This is a genomic window from Telluria sp. RT2P19 (genome assembly GCF_059685725.1).
On record NZ_JCASIL010000021.1, the window covers coordinates 15,220 to 41,157 of the forward strand.

Sequence of the window (25,938 nt, forward strand, 5' to 3'; positions counted from 1 at the left end):
GGTCGACTATGTATGCCGATCGGGTGTAAAACAGCGGATGTTTTTACACGTCAACGAAAGCGTTGACACGCTGGTTGGCTGGATCACGCATTAAATTATGTGTATTTGGCAAGTTTCTTTCTGCAGTATGTATGGCGCCTGTGCCGACCAAACGAGCCGCACATGACTTCATCGCCTGATTTGATCGCCACTCCCGATACCGGGCGCTACCGCCTCGGCAAACTGCTCGGCAATGGCGGGTTCGGCGACGTGCACGAGGCGTGGGATCCGGCACTGCAGCGCAGCGTCGCCATCAAGCGCCTGAAGGCCAACCTGGTGCGCGACCAGCCGGACAATCTTCTACAGGAAGCCCGTCTCGCGGCATCACTGCGGCATCCTGCCTTCATCCAGATTTATTCGCTGGAAGACGATGGCCATAGCAAATCGATCGTGATGGAGCTGGTTGGCGGGAAAACCCTGCACCAGCTGCTGTCCACGACGAAGCTGTCGCGCGATCGGATACTCGATATCGTTTGCCAGTTGGCGGACGCGATGGCGCAGGCGCATGCGGCGGGGTTGATCCATGGCGACCTGAAGCCGGCCAATCTGATGATCGAGCCATCGGGCCAGTTGCGCATCATGGATTTTGGTCTGGCGCGCAAGATCGATCCGCTTGCCACCGAGTCAGGGGATGTATTGCAAACCCAGGGCACCATCGCCTATCTGGCGCCTGAAATCTTGAACGGCAAGCATCCGAATACCCTCAGCGATATTTATGCGGTCGGTGTGCTGATGTACGAGATGATGCAGGGTGAGCGGCCATTTGCGCATTTGCATGGGCTGGCATTGGCTGCAGCGCAGGTGCAATCGTCCTGTTCCCAATGGACCTTTGCCCCGGACGCCGATCAAGACATGGTCGCCCTGGTGCGAGCGATGTGCGCACCGGCTCCGTCCATGCGCATACCGACGATGGACGCCGTCAGGGAGACTGCGCGCGCATTGCAAGAACCCGAGGCGACAGTGACCGTATCGCCCAGGCGGTTTTCGGCATTTTCCATTTCCAGACGTACTGCGCGCACTGCCGCATGCTGCGCCCTGATAGCCGCGCTTGGGTTGGCCGCGATGAGGTATTTCCCGCTGTCGAGTGATCTGGCGCGCCAGTGGGCGCCGCCAGTCTCCGAGACGGCCCGAATATCGACTGGCATGGCGGTATTGCGACAATTCGATCGGGACGGCAGCCTGGATATCGCGCTCGAAAATTTCAACGCAATTCTTGAAAAACAACCCAACCATGCAGCCGCGGTCGCCGGCATGTCGTTGGCTTATGCACTGCGCTATGCGGGCGACCGCGGCGACGCAACCTGGTTGCAACGTGCTGACGCCAGCGCCCAAAAGGCGCTCGAACTGGACGACCAGCTAGCCCTCGCTTATGCCGCCCAATCATTCGTTCGCCAACAGCAAAGCCGGAACGAGGAAAGCTTGCAGTTCGCTCAACAAGCATTGCAGCTGGATCCTTCGAACCTGTTTGCACTCAGTACCAGAAGCGGCGTCCTCACGCGCATGCAGCGCTACGCCGAGGCCGAGCGCAGCATTGAGGCTGCGCGCGCGCTGCATCCACGAGAGCGCCTGTTCATCGATCAATTAGGGACGCTTCGCTTCCGGCAGAACGATCATGCAGGAGCCGAACAGGCTTTTCGTGAGAGCATTCGGGTTGAGCCGGACGCTGTATTCGCCTATGCGAACCTGAGCGGTACGCTCTCGGCGCAAGGACGCAATGACGCAGCGTTACAGGTCTTGCAACAAGGACTGCAAGTGCGTCCCAATGGTCATCTGTATAGCAATCTGGGTTACGCCCTGTTCAATCGCGGCGACTATATCGGCTCGGCCAAGGCATTCGAGCATGCCGTGTCAGCCTCCAAGGGAAACAGCATCGCGTATTTGCGATGGGCTAATCTGGGCGATACATTACGCTGGATTCCAGGCCGTCAAGCCGATTCGCAACATGCCTATCGCAAGGCATCGGGCCTGCTAAAACCCTTGTTGGAGCGGAATCCACACGATGCCACTTTGAACTCACGCATGGGGCTTTACGCAGCCAAACTGGGCGACATGACTACAGCAGCAGAGCTCAGCCGACAGGCCGTTGCGGCCAAGCCGGATAATCCGGACATCCGTTTTCGTGCCGCCGTGGCATACGAACTCACCGGGCAACGTGATGCGGCGTTGGCCGAACTGGGCAAGGCGCAACAGCTGGGCTACTCGAGAGGATTGATCGGGACCGAGCCCGACTTACTAGCGCTGCGGAGTGATCCGCGGTTTGATTTATTTCAAATGGAAAGGAAACAATGACACAAGCATTGATGGCCTTGTCAGCAAGATTTGACGTCAACCAGGTAGACGACGGTATTGATTGGCTGTTTGACGATATTAATTCGCTAGGGGTCGCTGAGCGTTCTCAAGAAGATATGCGCTGGAACCGCGATATCGACTTCTCGGTTGGTCAGGAATTCCGGATTGCGATCACCGCGAGCGATAAGGAAAAAACCGGCTTTGAATCGCTTGAGGTGGTCGACTGCTGCGTGATCACGCGTCCGCAGATCTTATGTTGTGGAAAAGGTGTACGCACCCGTTATGCTCCTCCTTCGCTGTTTACAGACGGCAGTGGCGCCCGGCTGGGTGCGCTGTACCGGATTGATCCCTCGGCATTCTCGGTGCACAGCACCGGCATCGATCCCGAAAAGGGGCGGCGTGTCACGCTCCTGTGGGACGGCCATCTGACCGTGGGGGCCTTCAACGGTTTTTGGGAGCTTGCGTTCTACGTCACAGTGGCGATCAAGCGCGTCCATGAAGAAGCGGCGCAATTGCGAGTGTTCTACTTTGATCCCGAAGCTGAAATCAGCAACGGCATGGATCCTCCATGAGGCTTCGCTGTTTCAGACAGCGGCGCTTAGTCCCAACAACCCCACATGACGCCTCAATGCCTCTGCAGGCGTCATGAGCCGCGAAGCACACCGCTGGAGATCACCGTCGCAAGCGATCCAGGCGGCGCGAATTTCTTCCTCTGAAATATTGGCAGGAAAACGAATCGCCGGGTGAGCTTCCAGCAGCTTATACACTGTCGGCCGCGAAATCCCCAGCGCCCTGGACGCCGCCAGAATCTGCCACTGACTCTTCTCCATCGCCTCCACGAGGTCGTCATCGCGCAATTCGGACACCTTGCGCCGCACCGGACGTGAAGCACAGGCCACAGCGGTGTCATCGGCAGGGCCAGGCAGCGGCACCGGCACGGCCACCGGCATCATCACCGACTGATCCAGCACCGGCAACATCCCCGCCTGCAAATCCAGCGCCACCCGCCGCATCGCATCCGCCAGCTGCCGCACATTCCCCGGCCAGTCCCCATTGAACACCTGGCTCAGCAACTCGAACGGCAGGTTCCACGCATCCTGCGCCACCTCGGCATCGAGGAAATGCCGCACCAACACGCCGATATCCTCACGCCGCTCACGTAACGCCGGCACCCGGATCACGAACGCCTCGAGACGCCGCCGCAGCGCCTGATTGAACCCACCCGCCCCCAGGTCCTGGTCGGTCGCCGCAACGATCCGCGCGCTCGACCGCGCATCCGTACCCGCCCCGAGCGGCCGGTACTCGCCGCTCTCGAGCACGCGCAACAGCATGGCCTGCACCGACGCCGGCGTATCCGCGATCTCGTCCAGGAACAAGGTACCGCCGTCTGCCTCGGCGAACCAGCCGCGCCGGCTGGTCGCCGCGCCGGTGTACGCCCCCTTGACCGCACCAAACAGTTCGGCCGCCGCAAGCGACTCGCTCAGGGTCGCCATATTGATCGCGACGAAGCGCTCGCTTCGACGCCCACCGAGCGCATGAATCGCCTGCGCCGCGACCTCCTTGCCGCTGCCGGTCTCGCCCAGCAGCAGTACCGGCATCGTCGTCCCGGCCACCTGCGCGATCGCTTCGCGCATCTTGATCGCCCCATCGCCGACGCCGATCAGCCCCGGCACGTTTGCCGCGCGCGGCAGGCTGCGCATCAGGTGCAGGCACACGAACACCTGGCTCCCGAGCCCGATCACGATGCCGCGATCGAGCTCGCCGGCCGTGAACCGGTCGGTCCCGTTCGATGGCAGCCCATTGAGCTCGAGGCCCATCTTGCCGCGCACATGGTCGACCTGGATGCCGCCTTCGGTGACGAAACGGATGTGCACCGGCTCGCGCGTGATCGAGCGCTCGCCCAGCGGCGCCCCGTCATGCCCGGCGCCCGCACGCGCGAACAGGGGCGCGAACCGGTTCAAAGCGATCGCGCCGCCGGCGGCCGGGCCAAGCATCTGTTCGCCGATCCGTTCGCGCTGGGGGTGCCACAGGATCGTGATGCCGAGCACCGGCGCCGACGCGAAGTCCTCGGCCATTCCATAGCTTGTCAGTGTGGCGTCGGGATCGCTCACGCTTGTCCGCTCGCGAAGTGGGCTGCGAAGTGCGCGGCGAAGTGGGCTGCGAAGTGCGCGGCGAAGTGCGCTGCGAAGTGCGCTCCTGCGGCATCGGGATATTCGTGAAACATGGGCAATGTCGGCGCTATCGGTCCGATAAGAAATGTACACAAATTCTACCCGATCGGAAGGCCGTGGCGAATGCCTTCGGGTCCATCAAATTGTCTGGCCTGGTCAGCACGACCAGGCCAATCCCGCTATGCTGCATCCGCACCGACCCACGCCACACAGGAAGGAAAAACCATGCACGTCCACGCCCTGCGCTGCTTCGGCGCCACCCCAGGCGCCGGCAATCCGGCCCTCGTCATCGAAAACGATCGATCGCACCCGGATGCGCGCCAGGCCTTTGCCCGCGAGCGCAACATTACCTGCGTGTGGATCGATCCGCCGCGCGCGGACGGCGTGACGGCAACCGTGGACTTCTACTACCCGCATACGCGCAGCCCCTTGTGCCTGCACGCCACGCTGGCCGCCGCCGAACGCCTGTTTGCCCGCCCCGATGCCCATCCACCCTTGACAGTGACGTCCGCCACGCACCGCCAGCGGCTCGCATTGACGCGCGAAGGCGACCACCTGTTCGTGCGCCTGGCGCCGCAAAACGCGCCGCAGCCGGCATTCGCACCCGAGTTGCCGGCGCGCCTGCTCGGCATCCCCACGACAGCCATCGTCGCAGCGCCGCAAGTTGCCTCGGTCGGCAGCCCGAAACTGCTGGTCGAAGTGCGCGACGCGGCCACGCTGCAGGCGCTGGCGCCGGACCTTGAAGCGATCGCGCAATGGGGCAGGCAAAACGGCGTGAATGGCCTGTACGCCTACCGCCGCATCCCCGATGATTCGAACGCGCAGTTCGAAGGCCGCAACTTCAATCACCTCGACCCGCGACTCGAAGACAGCGCCACCGGCGTCGCGGCCGGCGCGCTTACCGCCCTGCTCGGCCACGGACTGACGCTGCACCAGGGCCGCGCGACCGGCCACGATTGCCTGATCCGCACCCGCCTGGACGACAGCGCCATATTGGTCGGGGGCCGGGTCGAGGCGACATGACACGCGTCTTTGTCTCGCTTTGTCACCACTTGGCTGAATAAGCTCAAGCTATAGCAATACACCGTTGTGTTATTGCGACATTACGATGGTTACCGAAGAGACAATTGAGTAATATCCGAATTTCCTTCGGAGAAAATTGTGATTAAACTCAAAATAATGTCTGGTTCGGTGCTGTTTGCCTTATATGGTAGCGCCATCCTCGCCGCCCTTGTCCCCGCTACCGCCCGCGCCCAAACCGCGCCGGCCGTCAGCGGCGACGTGATCCCCAGCGTCAGCGTGGTCGGCTCGCGCCGCGTCGGCGCCGCATCGAGCACCGACACTCCGGTGGCGATCGACTTCATTCCCATGACGAAGGCGGCCGAGCAAAGCGGCCAGTTCGACCTGGCGCAAGTGCTGTCCAACCTGTCGCCCTCGTTCAACTCGACGCGCCAGACCGGCGCCGACGGCGCCGACCTGATCGACTCGGCCGCGCTGCGCGGCCTGGGTTCGGACCAGACCCTGGTGCTGGTCAACGGCAAGCGCCGCCACACGGTGGCGCTGGTGAACCTGTTTGGCGCGCGCAACCGCGGCAATACCGGCACCGACATGAACGCGATCCCCGTGATGGCGATCCGCGAAGTGCAGGTGCTGCGCGACGGCGCCGCCGCCCAGTACGGCTCGGACGCGATCGCCGGCGTGATCAACATCGACCTCAAACGCAGCCTGGGCTGCGAATCGGTGCTCGGCTACGGCAAGTACACCGCGGGCGACGGCGAGAACTGGCTGGCCTCGGCCTATTGCGGCGTGGCGGTGGCCGGCGGCGTGCTGGGCATCACCGGCGAATACTACGATCGCGGCCGCTCGAACCGCGCCGATCCGGACAGCCTGCGCATCATCGGCGACACCAAGTCCGAGAACCAGACCGTCTACCTGAACGGCGAATTCCCCACCGGCCCCGGCAAGCTGTATTTCACGGCCGGCGCGCAAAAGCGCGAAGCCTCCTCGGCCGCCTTCGGTCGCGAAGGCGTCGGTTCGGAGGATATCCCGTCGCGCAACTCGGCGGCGATGTACCCGAACGGCTTCGTTCCCTTCATCGGCGGCGACGTCGACGACCGCTGGGGCACCGTCGGCTACCGCTGGGCGGTCGGTGAATGGAACGCCGATGTCTCGCAGACCTATGGCTACAACCGCCTCAAGTACGACATCAACAACACGCTCAACGCCTCGATCGCCAACCTCGACCTGATCAATGGCGGCCCTGGCGTCAGCGCCAGCAGCTTCTACGCCGGCGGCTTCTCGTTCCAGCAGTCGACCACCAATCTCGACATCAGCCGCTTCTACGGCGATATCGCGAAAGGCATGAACGTCGCCTTCGGCCTCGAACACCGCCGCGAGAACTACAAGATCTTCGCCGGCGAGACGGGATCGTGGATCGACGCCGACGGCGTGGGCGAAGGCGGCAATGCCGGCAGCCAGGGCTTCCCTGGCTTCCAGCCGGGTGACGAGACCGACAGCGACCGTCACAGCAACGCCGCCTATCTCGACGTCGAGCTTGACGCCACCGACCGCTTCAAGGTCCAGGCCGCGCTGCGCCACGAGCGCTATTCGGACTTCGGCTCGACGACCACGGGCAAACTGGCCGGCGCATACCGCCTGGCGCCGAACGTGCTGCTGCGCGGCTCGGCCAGCACGGGCTTTCGCGCGCCGTCGCTGCAGCAGGTGTACTTCTCGTCGACCTTCACCGACTTCGTCAGCGGCCAGCCGCTGGACGTCGTGCTGGCGCCGAACGGCGGCCCGGTCGCCAACGCCGCCGGCATTCCGCAGCTGAAGGACGAGGAATCGAAGAGCTATACGCTGGGCCTGACCTGGTCGCCGACCGCCTCGACGTCGGTGACGGCCGACCTGTACCGCATCGACATCGACGACCGCATCGTGCTGTCGGGCCGTTTCGACGCCGACAACTACCCGGCGCTGGGCGCCACCCTGCAGCAGCTGGGCGTGGGCCAGGCGCAGCTCTTCGTCAACTCGGTCGACACCAAGACGCAGGGCCTCGACCTGACCGTGTCCAACCGCGCCAAGGTGGGCGCGGGCAACCTGACCACCTTCCTGGCTGTAAACTTCAGCAAGACCGAAGTGCAGCGGGTGAAGGCGCCGGCCGCGCTGGCAGGTTTCGAGGACGTGCTGTTGTCGGAACGCGAGCGCCTGTTCATCGAGGAAGGCGCGCCGCGCCGCAAGGCCACGCTGGGCCTCGACTGGGCGCAAGGCCAGCTCGAGACCTCGCTGCGCGTGATCCATTTCGGTCCTCAGACCCTGGGCACCTTCTCGGGCTCGCCGGTGCCGAACCAGAAGTACGAAGCCAAGACCTCGGCCGACCTGTCGTTCACCTGGGCCTTCACCGAGAAGACCCGCCTGACCGTGGGCGGCACCAACATCTTCGACGTCAAGCCCACCCGCCAGGACGCGAACGAGACCGACAACGGCTTCAAGTACGAGAGCGTGCAGTTCGGCCTGAACGGCGCGGCGATGTTCGCGCGCCTGGCGCACAAGTTCTGATCGGGCTCATCGATTCAAGCACAGCGCGAACGGCCCGCGATCATCGCGGGCCGTTTTTTATTGGCGCTGTTCGCGTTAATTATGCGAACCTTTCCCATTTGCGCCGGTCTCAGCCACTGTCGAGTTAACTCATCAGATGGCAATGATGCAGGGCGCAGCGCATCCCGGGCCGCGCCGCGCTGTGTCAAAATACCGCCTTCACGCGAGCGCCACGGACCGAGACCACCATGCAAAAACTGATTGCCGAACTGATGCGGCTTTATCTTCCCGCCGACGCCCTGCCGCCCGACGTGCTGGCGCTACACCTGCTCGGCCAGCGGAACGTGCCCATCAGCCTGACGGGCGGCGACGGCCTGACGCGCGCGATGATGATCCCGTTCCGCAAGGCCAAGGGTCTCGAGGGCGACGCCCACTGGCTGCGGCTGTGCGAGGTCGCCAATACGCTGCAGGGGACGCTCGGCCTGCCCGCGCCGGCGGTAAGCATCTCGGGCGGCGATGCGTATTACCTGTGGCTGTCGCTGGCGACGCCGGTGCCGGCCGACCGTGCCCAGACCTTCCTCGAACGCCTGCGCGACGCGCACTTCGCCGAGATCGAGCTGGCGCCGGACGCCGTGCGCGCGCCGGTCGCGCTGCCGCCCTGCCTGCACCCGCGCACCGGCAAGTGGGCCGCCTTCATCCACCCGGGCATGGGCGCCTCGTTCGCCGACGAGCCGGGGCTGGACATGTCGCCGCCGCCCTTGGGCCAGGCGGCCTTTCTCGAAGGATTGGAGAGCATCGGCGAGGAGCAGTTCGAGCGGGTGTTCCTTGCCCTCGAAGCCGCGCACGACAGCGCCGCGGCGGCAAGGCCCACGGTGACGGTCGCACCGGCGCCGACCATCCCATGCCATGCGCCCGAGCCAGGTCTGCTGCTGAAGGACGCGACGCTGGAAGACATCGTCCGTCACCTGCATGCGCGCAATATCGAACCGACCTTCCGCCATGTGATTGCGCCGGCATAGCGGGACTAGCGGCGCGCCAACGAGACGCCGCCCGAGCGGCGGTCATGCGACACTGGCCTTCTCGAATCCCGCATATGAAGGAGCTCATCATGACGACACGTGAACAGCAGCAGCCCGAACAGCCGGCAACCGCCCAGCCGGACGAAGCCGATGGGTTGAAGGACAAGAAGCCCGAGGAGTTGACGCCGGAAGAGCTGCGGTTGATGGCGGATACGATGCCGGGCGAGGGGCCGGGCGATTGAAGCAGGACAGGCCCGCTGCATTGCGCAGCAGGCCTGGTAGCGTTTACTTCGTCACGGCGATCATCGAGCGCTTGCCGCCCTTGAAGGTATACAAGGTGATGGTGCCATCCTTGATATCGCCGCGCTGGTCGAAAGCGATCGGCCCGGTAACACCCTTGTACTGGATCTTGGCCAGCACCGGCAGGTACCTGGCCGGCGCCGACGAGCCGGCCTTCACCATGGCCTCGGCCATGGCCATCGTTGCGTCGTAGGCATACGGCGCATTGATCTGCACATCGATGCCGAAGCGCTTCTTGTAGTCGGCCCGGAACTTGTCCATGCCGGCCTTGGCGTTGCCTTCCACGCCGCCCGCTTCCGCACACACGACCTGGCCGTCGGCCATGGTGCCGCCCGACAGCTTGTGGATCTCGTCCGAGCAGATACCGTCGCCGCCCATCATGCGCACGTTCATGCCCAGCTGCTTCATCTGGCGCAGCATCGGGCCGGCGGTCGCGTTCATTCCACCGAAGAACACCAGGTCGGGCTTGGTGGCGCGGATACGGGTGACGATGGCGCTGAAATCGGTCGCCTTGTCGTTGGTGAACTCGCGCGCGACGACGCTGCCGCCCTGCTTTTGCAGGCTGCGCGAGAATTCGGTTGCCAGACCCTGGCCGTAGGCGGTGCGGTCGTCCACCACTGCCACGCGCCTGGCTTTCATGGCGCCGGTGGCGTAGCGGCCCAGCGCCTGGCCCAGCTGCACGTCGTTGGCGATCACGCGAAACGCCGTGCTGAAGCCCTGCTGGGTGTATTTGGGGCTGGTGCTCGAGTGCGAGATCTGCGGGATGCCGGCGGTGTTGTAGATCTTGGACGCCGGGATCGTGGTGCCCGAGGTCTGGTGGCCGATCACGCCGTTGACCTTGGCGTCGACCAGCTTCTGGGCCACCGCGGTGGCCTGCTTCGGATCGGCCGCGTCGTCCTCGGCCACCAGCTCGAAGGTGACCTTCTTGCCGCCGATGGTCACGCCGCGGGCATTGAGCGCCTCGATCGCCATGCGGGCGCCGTTCTCGGTGTCCTTGCCAAAATAGGCGACCGGGCCGGTCAAGCCGGCCACGTGGGCGATCCTGACCACTTCCTGGCTCGATGCCACGCCGGCCAGCGCCGACAGCACGGCTGCCATGATTATCTTCTTGTTCATCGATTCCTCATCCATTGCAAAGGGGGCCGCGCGTGGCCCGCCGAACCAGGCATTTTACCGCGAGCGCAAGCTCGGCGTGATAGTGGACATTGGTGAGGTTTGCCTCTGGGCTGCCGGGTTATGCTGTTGCACTTTGCGCGCACGAACGCCCAGGCGGCGCGGACGAGCGTAGCCCAAACCACCACCGCGAGCGGAGAACATCATCGTCAGTCCAGCCAGAACCTGGGTTTCCTGCCTTGGCGGCGCCGGCCTGCTGCTGGCGCTGTCCGCCCATGCACAGTTGCCGGCCCCGGGCCGCACGATCTACAAGTGCCAGGTGGAAGGCAAGATCGCCTATACCGACGAACCGTGCCTGGGCGCGCAGCGACTCGATGTGATACCAACCCGGGGCGTGAACAAATTGTCGGGACAGGTACGCACGGGCGCCGATGTCGCACGCGAGCAGCGCCAGGAAACCCTCGCGCGCGCGGTGCAACCCCTGGTGGGCATGAGCGAACAGCAGTTCTCGACGCACGTCCGGCGCCATCGGCTCGATGCAGGCGCGCAGCGCGAGTGTCGCACGCTTGAATCGGCCATCCTCGACAATGAACAGCTCGAACAGCGCGGTGGGGCTCGCGCCACGATGGTATCGCTGCAGCAGGAAACCCTCGGCCTTCGCAAGCGCTACCACAAGCTTGGCTGTTAGGAAGACTCAGGTCTTGCTGGCCGTGGCAACCAAGGCCGGCGCCTTGAACGTCACGATCGCCTTCAAGCCGCCCAGGCGCCGTGAGGCGTCCAGCGCCAGCGTCGCGCCATGGCGTTCGGCGATCGCCTTGATGATCGCCAGTCCGAGGCCGCTGCCGGCGGCTTCGCTGCCGGCCACGCGGTAGAAGCGGTCGAACACGCGTTCGCGCTCGTCGGGCGGGATGCCCGGTCCGCTGTCCTCGACCTGCACCACGATTGTTTCACCCTCGTGCTGGACCGAGATGTCGACCGTGCCGCCGCCCGGCGTGTACTTGACCGCATTGTCCACCAGGTTGCGCAGCAGGATCTGCAGCGCGTCGGGCTGGCCGTAGGCGGTGGCCGGGTCGGCCTGCTGCACGCCCAGGTCGACGCCCTTGGCCGCGGCCACGCCGGCCAGGTCGGCCACGGTGCGGCGCGCCAGGTCGGCCAGGTCGACCGGACGCGACACCGCGCCTTCGGCCGCCGTCGCCTCTTGCCGTGCCAGGACCAGCAATTGCTCGACCAGGCGCGTGGCGCGGTCGATGCCGGCCGTCAGGCGCCCCACCGCGACGCGGCGCGCTTCCGGGCTCTCGGCGCGGTCCAGGCTCTGCGCCTGCAGGCGCAGGGCCGCGAGCGGCGTGCGCAGCTCGTGCGCGGCGTCGGCCACGAAATGCTGCTGGGCGTCGAAGGCCGTCTTGACGCGCCCGAACAGCAGGTTCAGCTCTTGCACCAGCGGGCGTACCTCGTCGGGCAAGCCGTTGTCGGACACCGGCGACAGGTCGTCGGCCTGGCGCGAGGCCACTTGCGAGCGCACCCGCGCCACCGGCTGCAGCGAGCCGCTCACGACCCACCACACCACCAGCATCAGGATCGGCATCATGACCGCGATCGGGCCCAGCGTGCGCAGCGCCAGGTTGCCCGCCATATTGCGGCGCACGGCCAGGTCTTGCGCGACCTGCACGGTCTGGTTCGAGGTCTGGATCGAGAACACGCGGTAGGTGGTGCCGTTGGCGCGGACATTCGAAAAGCCCAGCACCGCACGCTGCGGCAGGCGCGCGCGCGAGACGCTGTGGAACATCTGGACGCCGTCCGGGGACCACATCTGCACGACCATGTCGTCGTTGCCGCTGGCGCTGCTCTCGGCTTCCAGGCGCGCGCGCGCCTCGTCGTTCGAGAGCGGGGTGCTGGAACGCAGCGACAGCGCCATCTGCTGCATGTGGTAGTCGAAGATCTGGTCGGCGTCATGCAATGCGGTGCGGTAGGCGATCGTCGCCTGCGCCACCGCCGCCAGGGTAATCGCCGCGAGCAGGAACCAGAGCAGGCGCCCGCGCAGCGAGTGCGTCATTTTCATGCCTTGGGCACCATATAGCCGACGCCGCGCACGTTCTGGATCAGGTCACTGCCCAGTTTCTTGCGCAGGCCGTGGATATAGACTTCGACCGCATTGCTCGACACTTCGTCGCGCCAGCTGTACAGTTTTTCTTCCAGCTGCGCGCGCGACAGCACCGCGCCGGGACGCGCCACCAGCGCCTCGAGCACCGCCCACTCGCGCGCCGACAGCGATACCTGCGTGCCGTCGACCAGCACTTCGCGGGTGGCGGGATTGATGGTGATGTTACGGTATTCGAAGATCGGCTCGGCGCGGCCGGCGGCGCGCCGCAGCAGCGCACGGATGCGCGCCAGCAGCTCGTCGAGGTCATAGGGCTTGAGGACATAGTCGTCGGCGCCGGCATCCAGGCCGGCGATGCGCTGCTGGACCGAGTCGCGCGCGGTGGCGACCAGCACCGGGGTGCGGTCCTTGCGCGTGCGCATCGAGCGCAGCACTTCGAGGCCGTCCTTGCGCGGCAGGCCCAGGTCGAGCAGCACCAGGTCGTAGTTCTGGTTCTGCAGCAGGGCCGTGTCGGCCATCTCGCCGTCCTTGACCCAGTCGACGGCGTAATGCTCGGCCCTGAGCAGGTCGAGCACCACTTCGCCGATCATCGTATCGTCTTCTACCAGCAGTAGCCGCATGTGTTTCCCCGTTATGAAGGCCGTGCGGGTCGAGGACGCTATGCCTTCTTAGCCAATCCGCACCGGAAGGAAGATTTTGTCATTACCGCGCTGGATCAGCAAGGCCACCGATTTGCTGGCCTTGGACACCATGTCGCGCACCTGCTCGACCGAGGTCACCGGACGGCCGTTGACCGAGATGAGCACGTCGCCCGGCTCGACCCCGGCAATCATGGCGGCGCCGGACACGTCCTCGATCACCAGGCCGTTGGCAATGCCGCTGCGGCGGCGCTCGACCGACTCGAGCGGACGCAGGGTCAGGCCCAGCTTGGCGCTATTGTCGGCCATCTCGGCGAGTTCCTGGTCCTGGCCGCGGCGCGGGCGGTCGGCGGCATCGCCCAGGATCGCATCGAGACGCACCAGCTTGCCATCGCGCCAGACATCGAGCGCCACCTTGTCGCCAGGCTTGGACACGGTCATCATGGCCGGCAGCTCACCCGACGAGCCGATGGTCTTGCCATTGGCGCGGCGGATCACGTCGCCCGACTTCAGGCCGGCGCGTTCGGCCGGGCTGCCGCGTTCGACGCTCGAGACCAGCGCGCCTTCGACCGTCTCGAGCTTGAACGAATCGGCGAAGGCCTGGCCGACTTCCTGCACCTGCACGCCCAGCTTGGCATGCTGGACCTTGCCGGTAGCGACGATCTGGTCCTTGATGCGCACCGCGAGATCGATCGGGATCGAGAACGACAGGCCCTGGTAGCCGCCGGTCATGCTGTAGATCTGCGAATTGATGCCGACCACTTCGCCGCGGGTATTGAACAGCGGACCGCCCGAGTTGCCGGGGTTGACCGCGACGTCGGTCTGGATGAACGGCACGGTGGCGTCCGCGATCGTGCGGCCGGTGGCGCTGACCACGCCGGCGGTGACGGTGCTCTCGAGGCCGAACGGCGAACCGATGGCCAGCACCCACTCGCCCACCAGCAGCGACTGCGATTTGCCGAGCGGCGCCACGGGCAAGCCCTTGGCGTCGATCTTGAGAACGGCCACGTCGGTGCGCGGGTCGGAACCCAGGACCTTGGCGCGGAATTCGCGGCGGTCCTGCAGCTTGACGGTCACTTCGTCGGCGCCTTGCACGACGTGGGCGTTCGTAAGGATGACGCCGTCCGGGCTTACGATGAAGCCCGATCCGGCGCCGGAAACGGGAGCTTCACGACCGCCGCGCTCGGCGTAGCGCGGGTCCTGAAACTGCTTGAAGAATTCGTAGAAGGGATGGCTCGGGTCGAGGTTCGGCAGGCCGCCACGATTGTTGGCCGTCTTGGTGCCGCCGACGACGCGGATATTGACCACCGCCTTGCCCTGCTGGGCGGCGATGCGGGTAAAGTCTGGCAGGGCCACGGTCGACGCTGGAGCGCCCGCGGCGGCGGCCGGCGCGGGTGCGGGGGCCGGTGCGGCTGCAACGGCAGGCGCGCTTTCGGCCGCGACATTGGCGACGGCGTTATTGTGAGTTACGGCGATGGCACCGACCGCGCCACCGATGACGCCCGCGGCACACAGGGCCAGCGTGAGGCGTTTGGCAGTGATGGCAGTAACGGCGCTTTGGTTCGACATGGTGTGTGCTCCTGGTGAAAATGTGTTGAATCGATGTTGAGTATCGATGGACGTATCTTCGCGCAGCCGCCTTAGATCATGCTTAAGTTGACAAGGCGATGGGCTTAGGGGCGTCTTAAGAATGCGCCATGGCGCCAGTAGGCCAGACGTACGAAGGGCGCCCAAACCGCGAGCGCCCTTCTTTCAAACGACTACCGGGCCGTTACCGTTGCCGGCATTGCCAAGCCTCAGGCGGCTTCGCGCTGCTCCAGGGTCTTGACGTTGTCGCCGCTGATGGTGCCGGTCGCGTCGCCGATGGCGATCTTGCGTGGCTTCAGGGCTTCGGGCACTTCGCGCACCAGTTCGATGGTGAGCATGCCGTTGTCGAACGACGCGCTGGTGACCTTCACGTGGTTGGCCAGCTGGAAGCGCTGCTCGAAATCGCGCGCGGCGATACCGCGGTGCAGGAAGGTGCGCTGGACGTCGTCCTTCTGCTTGCGGCCGGTGACGTGCAGGCTGTCACGCTCGGTGATGATCTCGACCTCGTCGCGCGAGAAGCCGGCGAGCGCCATCACGATGCGGTATTGGTCTTCGCTCACCAGTTCGATGTTGTACGGCGGGTAGCTCGGCTGCGCTTCGGCGCGTTGCTCGAGCAGGCTGGCCAGACGATCGAAACCGATGGCGGAACGGTACAGGGGAGTCAGGTCGAAAGTACGCATGATGTCATATCCTTGTAGAAGTTAAGCGATAAGTGACGGACCTCAGTTGAGCATCCGTTGGGACCAATCTAATGTCGTGGTAAACGATTTTCAAGCAATATAAAACACGGATTTTTAGATATTTTTGCAAATTTTATTTGCATGATGTATCAAGGAAAATTCGAGTTGCCAGGCGGTGCTACACTCGCCCGCTTCTCTTCGCTTCCCGTTTCACCATGACCGCATCCCGCTTCCTGGCCCGCGCCGCCCGTCCGGCCAGCGCCCTCGCCCTCGCCCTTGCACTCGCACTGCCTGCTTCGGCCCAGGTCCCCGCCGTCGGCAACGACCCGTATCCGGGCACGATCGCGCTGCATGTCGACGCGAGCAAGCTGTCGCAGCAGATCTTCCGCATGCGCCTGTCGATGCCCGCGCGTCCGGGGCCCATGACCCTGCTCTATCCACAGTGGGCGCCGGGTAACCACGGCCCGAACATTCCGCTGACCCAGCTGGCCGGCCTGAAGTTCAGCGCGGGCGGCAAGCCCATCGAGTGGACGCGCGACCCGGTACAGGTCCACGCCTTCCACGTCACCGTGCCCGAAGGCGCCGCGACCCTGGAAGCCGAATACCAGTTCCTGTCGCCGCTGGACACCAGCCAGGGCCGCATCACGATGACCGACGACATCCTCGGCGTGCAGTGGCAGTCGGTCGCGCTGTACCCGGCCGGCTACCACGCGCGCCGCATCACGGTGCAGCCGACGCTCACCCTGCCGGCCGGCTGGCAGTTCGCCAGTTCGCTGGCGGTCGAGTCCCGCACGGGCGACGAGGTGCGCTTCAAGCCGCACGACCTCGACACCCTGGTCGATTCGCCGCTGTTCGCCGGCCGCTACTTCAAGCGCATCGACCTGGCGCCCGGCGCCAGGAACCCGGTAATGCTGAACGTCGTGGCCGACAATCCCGAGAACCTCGAGGCCAAGCCCGAGCAGATCGCGCTGCACCGGGCGATGGTCGACCAGGCCATCAAGCTGTTCGGCTCGCGCCACTACAGGCAATACGATTTCCTGTTCGCGATCTCGGACGAATTCGGCGGCATCGGCCGCGAGCACCAGCAGTCGAGCGAGAACGGCGTGCGGCTCGGCTACTTCACGGACTGGGACCGCACCGAAGCCGGCCGCGAACTGCTGCCGCACGAATTCGTGCATTCGTGGAACGGCAAGTTCCGCCGGCCCGCGGGCCAGGACGTGGCCAACTTCAACACCCCGCTGCAGAACGAGCTGCTGTGGGTGTATGAAGGCCAGACCCAGTTCTGGGGCAAGGTGCTGGCCGCGCGCTCCGGTCTGGTGTCGCAGGGCCATGCGCGCGAAGCGCTGGCGATCGACGCGGCGCGCTACGACAAGACCCAGGGCCGCGACTGGCGCACGGTGCAGGACACGGTCAACGACCCGATCATCAACGGCCGCAAGCCGATCGGCTGGGGCAACTGGCAGCGCAGCGAGGACTACTACACCGAGGGCATGCTGATCTGGCTCGACGTCGATACCAGGATCCGCGAACTCTCGGGCGACAAGCGCAGCCTGGAAGACTTCGCGCGCGCCTTCTTCGGCATCCAGGACGGCCGCACCGACGCGGTGTACTACACCTTTGACGACGTGGTGACCGCATTGACCAAGGTGCAGAAGTTCGACTGGGCGCCCTTCCTGCGCGCGCGCCTGGACGGCCACGGCCCCGGCGCGCCGCTCGACGGCCTGGCCCGCGCCGGCTGGAAGCTGGTCTACGACGAGACGCCGGGCAACGCGATCCGCGCGGCCGAGGAGCGCAGCCGCAGCACCGACTTTACCTATTCGCTCGGCTTCTCGGTGCGCAGCGACGGCAGCGTCACCGGCGTGGTGTGGGACGGCGTGGGCTTCCGTGCCGGCCTCGCGGCCAACACCACCATTGTCGCCGTCAATCACCGCGTTTACCGCGGCGACGTGCTGAAGGCGGCGGTACGTGCGAACAAGGAGGGCAAGGCGCCGATCGAGCTCCTGGTCCGCAAGGGGAACAACCTGCGCACCATCACGCTCGACTATCGCGACGGCCTGCGTTATCCGAAGCTGGAACGCATCGCGGGCACGAAGGATCGCCTCGAAGCCTTGTTCAAGGCGGTCAAGTAATCCCAACCGGGAACTGACAATCGGCGGCGGTCTTCGGGCCGCCGTTTTTTTGTGCGCGTGCAGCCTTGACCGGCGCGCGACGCTCCGGCCAAGATGGTCTGATCGGCGGCGCCACTACCCGCATCGGCGACCCGAGCTTTCGCGACACCTCGCGCCCGGTGCTGGACGCCGCCGCGATCGACGCCAATATCGCCGGCATCCACAGCGCCTTCACGCGCTACCTCGGCGCGGATGTCACCGTGGTCGACAATGCCGAGTGGCTCGACGGGGTGGGCTACCTCGATTTCCTGGCGACGGTCGGGCGCCACTTCAGCGTCAACCGCATGCTCACGTTCGACGCGATCCGCTCGCGCCTGGAGCACTCGCTGTCCTTCCTCGAATTCGGCTACCCCCTGCTGCAGGCCTACGACTTCGTCGAGCTTGCGCGCCGCCACGGCTGCACCCTGCAGATCGGCGGCGCCGACCAGTGGGCCAACATCATCAACGGGATCGATCTCGGGCGACGTTGCGCCGGGCTGGACCTGTACGGCCTGACCATGCCGCTGCTGGCTACCAGCGACGGCAAGAAGATGGGCAAGTCGGCCGACGGTGCGGTGTGGCTGAACGCCGATCGCCTGTCGCCCTACGGCTTCTGGCAGTTCTGGCGCAATGTGGACGATCGCGACGTCGAACGCTTCCTGGCGCTGTTTACCGAGTTGCCGATGGATGAGGTGCGCAAGCTCGGCGCGCTGCAGGGGGTGGAGCTGAACGAGGCCAAGATCGTGCTGGCCGACGAGACGACGCGGCTGGCGCACGGGCAGGACGCGCTCGAGGCCGCGCAGCGTGCTGCGGCGGCGGCCTTTGGCGGCGCGGATCGGGGCGACATGCCGACGCACGCGATCGCTGCGGCGCGCCGCAGCGCGGGTGTGACGCTGGCGCAACTGGCCGTGGAAGCCGGACTGGCGCACTCGCGCAGCGAGGCGCCTCGCTGCCGGCGGCGGCCTGCGGCTGGACGGCGTGGCGACGATGGATGCCGACCTGCCGCTGGGAGGCGAGCGCGCCGAATGGGTGTTGTCCGCGGGCCGCAAGCAGCACGTGCGCATCGTGATCGCCGCCAGAAAGCAGGAACTCTGCTAGGTAGCCCGGCCGGGCATGCTGTGGCACACTGGCGGCATCCATTGCCAGCCGTCCGCCATGAACAAGTTTGCCGCCAAGCCCTACCTGCAGCGCGTCTGGCCCGACTTCGGAAACGACGTCGACCTCGACGACTTTCCGTTCAACATCCCGGCCGTGCGCGAACTGCAATCGATCGAGTTCCACGCCGACGTGACCTTCTTCGTCGGCGAGAACGGCAGCGGCAAGTCGACGATATTGGAAGCGATCGCGCTGGCGCTCGGCTTCGGGGTCGAGGGCGGTCCGCTGAGCATCCAGCTGCTGGACACGCTGGGCGAACGCTCGCTGCTCGCCCGGCACCTGCGCATGTCGCGCAGCGTGCGGCGTCCGAAATACGGTTACTTCCTGCGCGCCGAAAGCTTCTACAACGTCGCGACCTACATGGACAAGGAAATCGGCCTTCCGTATGGCGGCAGGCAGCTGCATGCGCGCTCGCACGGCGAAGCCTTCATGAGCGTCCTGCTCGACAAGTTCAGGAGCGGCGGCCTGTACTTGCTGGACGAACCCGAGGCGGCGCTGTCGCCCAACCGCCAGCTGGCCGCCCTGCGCGCGATCCACCAGCTGGTACAGCAGCAGTCTCAATTCATCATCGTGACCCATTCGCCGATCCTGCTGGCCTATCCGGGCGCGAAAATCCTCGCGTTCGACGCATCCGGGATCACCGAGATGGCCTACGAGGACACCGAGCACTATGCGGTAACGCGCGACTTCCTGAACCACTATCCCCGCCGGCTGGAGCAGTTGCTGGCGCCGGACTGAGTCCGGCGAGTCAATTCAAGGCGCGCGCAGGCGTCCGATCAGGGGCAGCAGTTGCTCGTGCAACGCCGGGTCGCCGCAGGCGATCACCGAGCCGCCATGCTGCGGATCGCCGCGGTCCCAGGTCGTGATCACGCCGCCCGCTCCTTCGACCACGGGGATCGGCGCCTGCACGTCGTGGATGTCGAGGTGCGCTTTTAGCACCAGGTCGACCAGGCCATGGGCCAGCAAGCCGTAGGCGTAGCAGTCGCCGCCGAAGCGCACGATCTGCGCGCGCGAGGCGATGGCGTCGAACACGGCCTGCTCCCTGGCTTTCGCGCCGGCCGCGGGCACGGTCAGCATCACGCGCGCCTGCGCGAGGGTCGTACAGCGGCGCGTGCGGATCGGCGCGTCATTGCACCAGGCGCCGTCGGGCGTGCCGACGAAGCGCTCGCGCGTGAATGGCTGGTCGATGACGCCGATCACCGGACGCCGGCCGTCGTCGAGGGCGATCAGGGTGCCCCAGATCGGCAGGCCGGTGACGAAGGCGCGGGTGCCGTCGATCGGATCGAGGACCCATTTCAACGCGCTGGCGCCATCGACGCTGGCTTCTTCTTCGCCGACGATGCCGTGCTCGGAATAGCGCGCCGCGATCAGCTCGCGCATTGCGCGCTCGGCGGTGCGGTCGGCCACGGTGACGGGGTCGAACACCGTCCCGCCGACCTGCTCGGCCTTGTCGTCGACGACGAGATCGGCGCGAAAGTGCGGCAGGATGGCGGCGCCGGCAGCATCGGCCAGTTCTTCCGCGAAGGCGCGCAGCACCTTCATGCGCGCGGCGCCGATCTCCATGCTCACCTCATTGCTTCCATTCGCCGCGCTGGTTGACCAGCGTCTTCTTGCCTTCGGTGACCACCAGGCGGCCGTCGGCGAACACGGTATAGGTCACGCGGCCGGACTTGAATACATAGCCCTGGAAGGCGCCCGGCGTCACGCCGTCGGCGCTGGTCGAGTGCATGGTCTGGCCGCGCAAGGTGATGGCCTTGCCGGACTTCTTGCTGGTGCCGACATAACGCACGTCGTTGCAGGTGACATTGCCTTCTTCGCATTGCTGCGTGATCTTGACGGTGTAGCCCGGCGTTTCGAGGGTTTCCTGCGCCTGGGCGTGGGCGGATGCAGCCATCGTCAGGGCAGCCAGGGCTGCCAGGTTCATTGCGTGCTTCATGGATTCTCCTGTCGCTGCGATGGGCGGATTATGCCCGATCGAAGCGGACCGACTGTTCGCTGGCGCGCTTATGGCTCGGCGCGTCCCAGGTCGAGGTAGCGCGACGCCCAGGCCGCGATGACGTCGGCGATATAGACGGCGTCGTGGCGGCGCCGCAGCAGATGGTCGGCATCGTCGAGCGAGACATAGCTCTTTGGGTGGCGCGCGGCCTGGAATATCTGGAGCGCGTTGGTAACGGCGACGGTGTCGTCCTGCGGCGAATGCATCACCAGCAGCGCGCGGCCGAGGTCACGGATTTTCTGTTCGAGGCGCTGCTCGGCGACGTCTTCCAGGAACTGGCGCTTGATCGTGAACGGGCGTCCCGCCAGCTGGACGTGGGCGAGGCCATGCGTGGCAATGGTGTCGAGGTGTTCGCGGAACATGCCCGTGACGTGGTGCGGGTCGCTCGGCGCGGCGATGGTGGCGACGGCGCGCACCTCGGGTATGCTGGAGGCCGCGGCCAGCACCGCCGCGCCGCCCAGGCTGTGGCCCACCAGCAGTTGCGGCGCCGCGTACTCGGTGCGCAGGAAGTCGCTTGCTGCCACCAGGTCGGACAAGTTGGACGAGAAATTCGTATTGGCGAATTCGCCTTCGCTGGCGCCGATGCCGGTGAAGTCGAAGCGCAGCACGGCGATGCCGTGGCGCGTCAGGCCCTGCGCGATGCGGGCCGCGGCGAAGACGTCCTTGCCGCAGCTGAAGCAGTGGGCGAACAGGGCGTAGGCCTTGACCAGGCCCTCGGGCGCGTCGAGCCGCGCGGCCAGCAGCTGGCCGTCGGCGCCTCTGAAGTGGACTGCTTCGCCTGCCATGCATGTCTCCTTGTCGTCGTGATCCGCCGTCGGACGGACGGTTGCGGGGCAACGATAGCATGGGGGTTAGCGGCGGCGGCATCTGTCATCTGGCATACCGATGCGGGGATGGTGGTCCAAAGTGCGAAAAACGCGTAGCTGTCACGGAGGCGGGAGCCCCAGTGCGGGTTACCACGGACGTCGTGCAGCATTGCGGCTTGTGAAAAACTGGGCGCTGTTCGCGTTAGTTATGCGAACCTTTCCCATTCGCGCCGGTCTCAGCCACTGTCGAGTTAACTCATCAGGTGGCAATGATGCAAGGCTTGGTCTTCGAAGAAGTATTTGCCGCGCTGACCTCCCTGCACCTGCATACCGATGAGGTGGCCAGGTTGCGCGCCTGGATCGCGGCGATCGTCCACCCTGGCGAGTGCCTGCACCTCGTCGCCCAGGCGGCGGCCACCCCATGCTGCCCGCATTGCCAATGTCCGCGTGTCCATCGGTGCGGTGCGGCCAGCGGCCTGCAGCGCTGGCGCTGCCTGGCTTGCCGGCGCAGCTTCAATGCGCTGACGAACACGCCGCTGGCGCGCCTGCGCAAAAAGGCCGCCTGGCTATCGTACCTGCAATGCGTGCTCGATTCGCGCACGGTCCGCGCAGCAGCCGAGCTCGTTGGCGTGCACCGCAGCACCAGTTTCCGCTGGCGCCACCGTTTCGTGCCGGGGGCCGCGTGCAAGCGTCCAGATCGCCTTGAAGGCATGGTCGAGGCGGACGAAACGTTTATGCTCGAATCGCAGAAGGGTTCGCGCCACCTGACGCGTCCTGCGCGGCGGCGCGGCGGCGTGGCGACGCGGCGCGGCATCAGCCGCGAGCACGAGTGCCTGCTCGTCGCACGCGACCGGGGCCGGCGGACACTGGATTTTCATACTGGCCGCGGGCCGGTCAGCGCCGTGAAGCTCATCGCCTGCCTGCGGCCGGTGCTGGCGCCGGACGCGGTGTTGATCAGCGATTCGGCGGCCGCTTACCGGGTCTTTGCCGACCATGCCGGGGTCGCGCACGAGGCCGTCAATCTGCGCGCCGGGGTCAAGGCCCGGGGCGCGATCCACCTGAATAACGTCAACGGCTGGCATGCCCGCTTCAAGAACTGGATCAAGCGCTTCAATGGCATCGCCAGTCGCTACCTGGTGAACTATTCGGGCTGGCAGCGCTTCCTGGATGACGGCGCTTTGCATACGCCAGCGCAATTGCTGGTCGCAATCATCCAGTGCGCAACGTGCCGTCGGAAAGAAACGAATTAACGCACACAGCGCCAACTTGGGCTTGCGCCTTCGCGGGAGCGACGGTAGTTGGATGCGGCCGCACGAGATGGTGGGATGCGTCTGCATGAGATGGTGGGGTGCGGATATGCAAGATGGTGCATGCGGTTGCTGGGCAGCCTTCCCGCGCCATTAGCCGAACAAGCCATGCAGGAACCAGCGCGGCGCCGCATCCTCGCCCGTACCGTTGATGCGCTCGCGGTAGATCCAGTACAGCGCATGGTCCTGGCCTTCGGCGATGAAATAGTCGCGCGTTTGCGTCTGGCTCCACCAGCCGGCCTCGATGCGTTCTGGATTGGACGCCACCCGCAAGGGCGAACCGTAGAACGGCCGGTGGTCGCGTATCAGCAGCGCAATCGGCTTGGCCAGCAGCCAGCTCGGACGCGGCAGGCTGTGCACGTCGGGCGGCATTTGCGCCGCGCGGGCCGATGCGCTCACTTTTTGCTGCACCGGCACCCAGGCGTTGGCCACCTCTGGACGGTAGTCGGCCAGCGGCAGCGCCTGCAGGACGTTCTCGGGCCCCAGGCGCGCCACCAGCAGCTCGATCATGCGCATCCGGTCTTCCTCGCTGCCGCCGGGATCGGGGAACAGCGAACCGGTCGGCGGCGCCATCGCCTGCAATTGCTGCGCTTCGAGCCCGATGCCGATCACCGGTGCGGCGAGTTCCAGCTTGGCCAGGCGCTCGCGCAGCAGCCGCAGCAGGTGTTCGTCGCGCCAGGTGGGCTCGGCCAGCGCGACGTCGACCAGGGTCGGCGGACGCGCCAGGCGGCCGCGCTCGTGCTCGAGCGACAGCCGGATGCGCTCCACCGCCAGTTGGCGCGCGCACAGCCAGCCGGTCATCTGCAGCACCAGGCGGTGGGCGCCGGCCAGCAGCAGGTCGGCCTGTTCGAGCCGGTCGAACAGCTCGAGCCGCGCCTGGAAACGCTCGGGCGGCGCAACCCACTGGAACAACTCGGTGTTCAAGCCATAGGCGGCATCGAGCATGTCGAGCAACTCGCGGCCGCAGCGCCGCTGCAGGCCGGGCCGCGGCAGGCGCCGCAGCTCATCCAGGCGGCGGCAGCCGATGCCCTCGAACCAGCCGGCGAATGGCCGCGCCGGCGGCAGCAGGCTCACCGGCAAGCGGTCGAGGCGCCGCACCAGTGTAGCCATTTTCAAGGCGCGGCCCGCATTGCGGCGCGCCAGCAGCCAGGCCCCGCGCGCAGTCGGTGCGCAGGCGATGCAGGCCGTGAAGCCGAGCGCCGCCATATTGGCGCGTATCCGCTCGCACAGGCGCCGGATGCCGCCGAACAGGCGCAGGCTGGCGCCGATATCGAGCAGCAAGGTCGCCTCTGCGGCCAGGGCCACTTGCGGCGTGTACTGCAGCATCGTCATGGCCACCGCCCCCATGGCTTCGGCCTCGCGCTCGTGGCTGCGCAGCTCGATGCGCGCCTCGGGCATCAGCATCAGCACGCCGCCGCGGCGCATGCCGATCTGCACGCCGGCAGCGCGCGCCGCCGGCGACAGGGCCATCACCCGCTCCTGCTCGAGGACGACGCTGCCGCGGCCGCGGCTTATTTCGCCATTGCCGCCATTGCCGCCATTGTCATCGCCGCCTTTGCCATCGCCGCCGGCCGCACTGCCGGCCGCACCGCCGATGGCGCCGCCAGCTGCATTGCCTGCTTCGCTGCCGGGCCCGCTGCGCGACGCTCTGCCGGCGTCATTGCCGGCGTCACTGCCGGCATCACTGCACCAGCGTGGGCTGAAGACCTCGAGCGGTAGCTGGGGCAAATACAGGCCGATCCAGAGGCGCATGACGTTGCAATAGTGAAGAACCAAGAGGAAGGAACAGCGGCGCCTCGCGCTGCGGTCCCCGACGTTTGACGAAGTCGATGTTCATGCCGCCGGCCGCCGGCCGCAGCGCAAGACGCAAAGGCGCGGGAGATGCGTCTTGCGCCGCGGCCAGCGGGCGGAGCATGAAAAACAGCGTTTCGCCACCTTGCGCCGCCAGGTGCAGGCGGCGCAGGCTGTCGTTGCGCACCTGGTTGGTCCAGAACAGCAAGGCGCCGCAACTGCCGCTACGCAATACCTGCTCGGCCGCCCATAGCGAATCTGCGGTGCGCGTCGTGCGCAGCCATAACAACTGGGACGGCTCCAGGCCGAGCGCGGCAAGCGCCAGGGCCTGGGGTGGATGGGGCGGCTGCAGCAGCACGATGCGGCGCTCGGCGCAGGCGGCCAGGGCCGGACGCAGCAGGCGCATTTCGCCGATGCCGGGTTGCTGCAGGTGCAGGTCGATCAGCGTGCCGCTGGGCCAGCCGCCGTCGGGAAGCTGGCTCGAGAGCGTCGCGTGGCCGGTGTCGATGCAGCGCGTGTCGGCATGGGCCAGCTGCGACGCGCGCCACAGCGATGGGTGCACTGCCTCTGGTGCGGCAAGAATGGCTGAGTGATTCATAGGCCTTATCAAACAAATACTGTATAAACGTACAGTACTATCTGAATCCGGGTTTGGCAAGATCTATTCAATTTGGCTATACCAGTTGGGGGATTGGTATTGACTAAAATTAAAGGTGTCCAGAAAGCCATACAATGCAGGAGAAGCGCTTGTTTATTGGCGTTCAGGCGCCATCTGATTTGCTTGCACAGGACGACAACCACGAGGACGCCATGGACGACGACATCCTGGTCGGCAAGGCCGCCATCATTGAACGCTGCTGCCGGCGCGCCCGCGACGAATACGAAAAGGACCCGAACACCTTCCCCGACGACGTCACGCGCCAGGACGCGGCCACGCTCAACGTACTGCGCGCCTGGGAAGCGGCGATCGAGATGGGCGACCATGTGATCGGCACCGCCCGCCTTGGCCTGCCGCAGGACGAGCGCGACGTTATCACCTTGCTGGCCGAACATGGCTGGATTGCCCCCGTGCTGGCCGAAGACCTCAAGCGCACCGGCGAATTCTGCCGCGCCGAATGGGACTACCAGGCGGCCCCATTGCCGGCCCTGGTGACGATCATCAAGCGCGGCCTCGACGATTTCACCGATTATTCGGCCGCCCTGCTGGGTGGTGCGCGCGAGGTCGGCTCAGAGGCCACCCGCGCGCCATCCGTTCGCTAACTGGTATCATG

The 25,938-nt window shown here is 65.9% G+C and carries 22 protein-coding genes and 1 pseudogene; 12 read left to right on the forward strand and 11 right to left on the reverse strand.

Annotated features, from left to right (window positions below; genetic code table 11):
• Positions 1–162 precede the first annotated feature (162 nt).
• Both AC56KW_RS21560 and AC56KW_RS21565 read left to right on the forward strand, forming a co-directional pair.
• Positions 163–2,328: a protein kinase domain-containing protein gene (locus AC56KW_RS21560; protein WP_497172702.1), complete on the forward strand. Its 2,166-nt coding sequence runs from the start codon at positions 163–165 to the stop codon at positions 2,326–2,328.
• Positions 2,325–2,900 carry a hypothetical protein gene (locus AC56KW_RS21565; protein WP_497172703.1) on the forward strand — a complete coding sequence of 192 codons (576 nt, stop codon included), beginning with the start codon at positions 2,325–2,327 and terminating at the stop codon, positions 2,898–2,900. Before AC56KW_RS21560 ends, AC56KW_RS21565 begins: the two co-directional genes overlap by 4 nt.
• 12 nt (positions 2,901–2,912) lie before the next feature.
• Here AC56KW_RS21565 and AC56KW_RS21570 read toward each other — a convergent pair whose 3' ends face one another.
• Positions 2,913–4,439: a sigma 54-interacting transcriptional regulator gene (locus AC56KW_RS21570; protein ID WP_497172704.1), complete on the reverse strand. Its 1,527-nt coding sequence runs from the start codon at positions 4,437–4,439 to the stop codon at positions 2,913–2,915.
• A gap of 285 nt (positions 4,440–4,724) precedes the next feature.
• Here AC56KW_RS21570 and AC56KW_RS21575 point away from each other — a divergent pair, with 285 nt between their 5' ends.
• The 4 genes from AC56KW_RS21575 to AC56KW_RS21590 all read left to right on the forward strand — a co-directional run bounded on the left by AC56KW_RS21575 (position 4,725) and on the right by AC56KW_RS21590 (position 9,294).
• Positions 4,725–5,522: a PhzF family phenazine biosynthesis protein gene (locus AC56KW_RS21575; protein ID WP_497172705.1), complete on the forward strand. Its 798-nt coding sequence runs from the start codon at positions 4,725–4,727 to the stop codon at positions 5,520–5,522.
• A gap of 138 nt (positions 5,523–5,660) precedes the next feature.
• Entirely contained in the window at positions 5,661–8,054 is a 2,394-nt protein-coding gene (locus AC56KW_RS21580; protein WP_497172706.1) for a TonB-dependent receptor plug domain-containing protein, read from the forward strand.
• Positions 8,055–8,281: 227 nt separating this feature from the next.
• Positions 8,282–9,052, forward strand: a complete 771-nt coding sequence (locus AC56KW_RS21585; RefSeq protein ID WP_497172707.1) for a hypothetical protein — start codon at positions 8,282–8,284, stop codon at positions 9,050–9,052.
• Positions 9,053–9,141: 89 nt separating this feature from the next.
• A complete protein-coding gene (locus AC56KW_RS21590) occupies positions 9,142–9,294 on the forward strand; it encodes a hypothetical protein (RefSeq protein ID WP_497172708.1) in 153 nt (50 codons plus the stop codon).
• Positions 9,295–9,337: 43 nt separating this feature from the next.
• Here AC56KW_RS21590 and AC56KW_RS21595 read toward each other — a convergent pair whose 3' ends face one another.
• Entirely contained in the window at positions 9,338–10,468 is a 1,131-nt protein-coding gene (locus tag AC56KW_RS21595) for a branched-chain amino acid ABC transporter substrate-binding protein (protein ID WP_497172709.1), read from the reverse strand.
• A 316-nt stretch (positions 10,469–10,784) separates the two neighbouring features.
• Here AC56KW_RS21595 and AC56KW_RS21600 point away from each other — a divergent pair, with 316 nt between their 5' ends.
• Positions 10,785–11,153: a hypothetical protein gene (locus AC56KW_RS21600; RefSeq protein WP_497172710.1), complete on the forward strand. Its 369-nt coding sequence runs from the start codon at positions 10,785–10,787 to the stop codon at positions 11,151–11,153.
• A 6-nt stretch (positions 11,154–11,159) separates the two neighbouring features.
• Here the strand turns inward: AC56KW_RS21600 and AC56KW_RS21605 are convergent, their stop codons facing one another.
• From AC56KW_RS21605 to AC56KW_RS21620, 4 genes are all read right to left on the reverse strand, one after another.
• On the reverse strand, positions 11,160–12,521 hold the full coding sequence (locus tag AC56KW_RS21605; protein ID WP_497172711.1) for an ATP-binding protein: 1,362 nt from the start codon (positions 12,519–12,521) through the stop codon (positions 11,160–11,162).
• On the reverse strand, positions 12,518–13,180 hold the full coding sequence (locus AC56KW_RS21610; protein WP_109346801.1) for a response regulator: 663 nt from the start codon (positions 13,178–13,180) through the stop codon (positions 12,518–12,520). Before AC56KW_RS21610 ends, AC56KW_RS21605 begins: the two co-directional genes overlap by 4 nt.
• A 48-nt stretch (positions 13,181–13,228) precedes the next feature.
• On the reverse strand, positions 13,229–14,767 hold the full coding sequence (locus AC56KW_RS21615; protein WP_497172712.1) for a Do family serine endopeptidase: 1,539 nt from the start codon (positions 14,765–14,767) through the stop codon (positions 13,229–13,231).
• Between the two features lie 227 nt (positions 14,768–14,994).
• Positions 14,995–15,465: an Hsp20 family protein gene (locus tag AC56KW_RS21620; protein ID WP_497172713.1), complete on the reverse strand. Its 471-nt coding sequence runs from the start codon at positions 15,463–15,465 to the stop codon at positions 14,995–14,997.
• A gap of 215 nt (positions 15,466–15,680) precedes the next feature.
• On the opposite strand from AC56KW_RS21620, the gene AC56KW_RS21625 reads away from it, so the two are divergent.
• From AC56KW_RS21625 to AC56KW_RS21635, 3 genes and pseudogenes are all read left to right on the forward strand, one after another.
• The gene (locus tag AC56KW_RS21625; protein ID WP_497172714.1) at positions 15,681–17,594 is read left to right on the forward strand and encodes a M61 family metallopeptidase; all 1,914 of its coding nucleotides are present in this window, start codon (positions 15,681–15,683) and stop codon (positions 17,592–17,594) included.
• A gap of 158 nt (positions 17,595–17,752) precedes the next feature.
• Positions 17,753–18,502 (forward strand): annotated as a pseudogene (gene tyrS, locus AC56KW_RS21630) (tyrosine--tRNA ligase); the annotation flags it as partial.
• A gap of 265 nt (positions 18,503–18,767) precedes the next feature.
• Positions 18,768–19,505, forward strand: a complete 738-nt coding sequence (locus AC56KW_RS21635) for an AAA family ATPase (RefSeq protein ID WP_497172715.1) — start codon at positions 18,768–18,770, stop codon at positions 19,503–19,505.
• A 15-nt stretch (positions 19,506–19,520) separates the two neighbouring features.
• On the opposite strand, the gene hisN is transcribed toward AC56KW_RS21635, so the two are convergent.
• The 3 genes from hisN to AC56KW_RS21650 form a co-directional block, all read right to left on the reverse strand.
• Positions 19,521–20,330 carry a histidinol-phosphatase gene (gene hisN, locus AC56KW_RS21640; RefSeq protein WP_497172716.1) on the reverse strand — a complete coding sequence of 270 codons (810 nt, stop codon included), beginning with the start codon at positions 20,328–20,330 and terminating at the stop codon, positions 19,521–19,523.
• 7 nt (positions 20,331–20,337) lie between these two features.
• Entirely contained in the window at positions 20,338–20,703 is a 366-nt protein-coding gene (locus tag AC56KW_RS21645; RefSeq protein WP_497172717.1) for a hypothetical protein, read from the reverse strand.
• Positions 20,704–20,771: 68 nt separating this feature from the next.
• Entirely contained in the window at positions 20,772–21,548 is a 777-nt protein-coding gene (locus AC56KW_RS21650) for an alpha/beta hydrolase family protein (RefSeq protein ID WP_497172718.1), read from the reverse strand.
• 293 nt (positions 21,549–21,841) lie between these two features.
• Here AC56KW_RS21650 and AC56KW_RS21655 point away from each other — a divergent pair, with 293 nt between their 5' ends.
• Positions 21,842–22,819 carry an IS1595 family transposase gene (locus AC56KW_RS21655; RefSeq protein WP_497172778.1) on the forward strand — a complete coding sequence of 326 codons (978 nt, stop codon included), beginning with the start codon at positions 21,842–21,844 and terminating at the stop codon, positions 22,817–22,819.
• Between the two features lie 150 nt (positions 22,820–22,969).
• Here the strand turns inward: AC56KW_RS21655 and AC56KW_RS21660 are convergent, their stop codons facing one another.
• Positions 22,970–24,628 (reverse strand): Y-family DNA polymerase, encoded by a 1,659-nt coding sequence (locus AC56KW_RS21660; RefSeq protein WP_497172719.1) that lies wholly within the window; start codon positions 24,626–24,628, stop codon positions 22,970–22,972.
• Positions 24,558–25,265, reverse strand: a complete 708-nt coding sequence (gene imuA / locus AC56KW_RS21665) for a translesion DNA synthesis-associated protein ImuA (RefSeq protein WP_497172720.1) — start codon at positions 25,263–25,265, stop codon at positions 24,558–24,560. The genes AC56KW_RS21660 and imuA overlap by 71 nt, the downstream gene beginning before the upstream one ends.
• A 149-nt stretch (positions 25,266–25,414) precedes the next feature.
• Between imuA and hepT the strand changes: the two genes are divergently transcribed.
• Positions 25,415–25,927: a type VII toxin-antitoxin system HepT family RNase toxin gene (gene hepT, locus AC56KW_RS21670; RefSeq protein ID WP_497172721.1), complete on the forward strand. Its 513-nt coding sequence runs from the start codon at positions 25,415–25,417 to the stop codon at positions 25,925–25,927.
• Positions 25,928–25,938 lie beyond the last annotated feature (11 nt).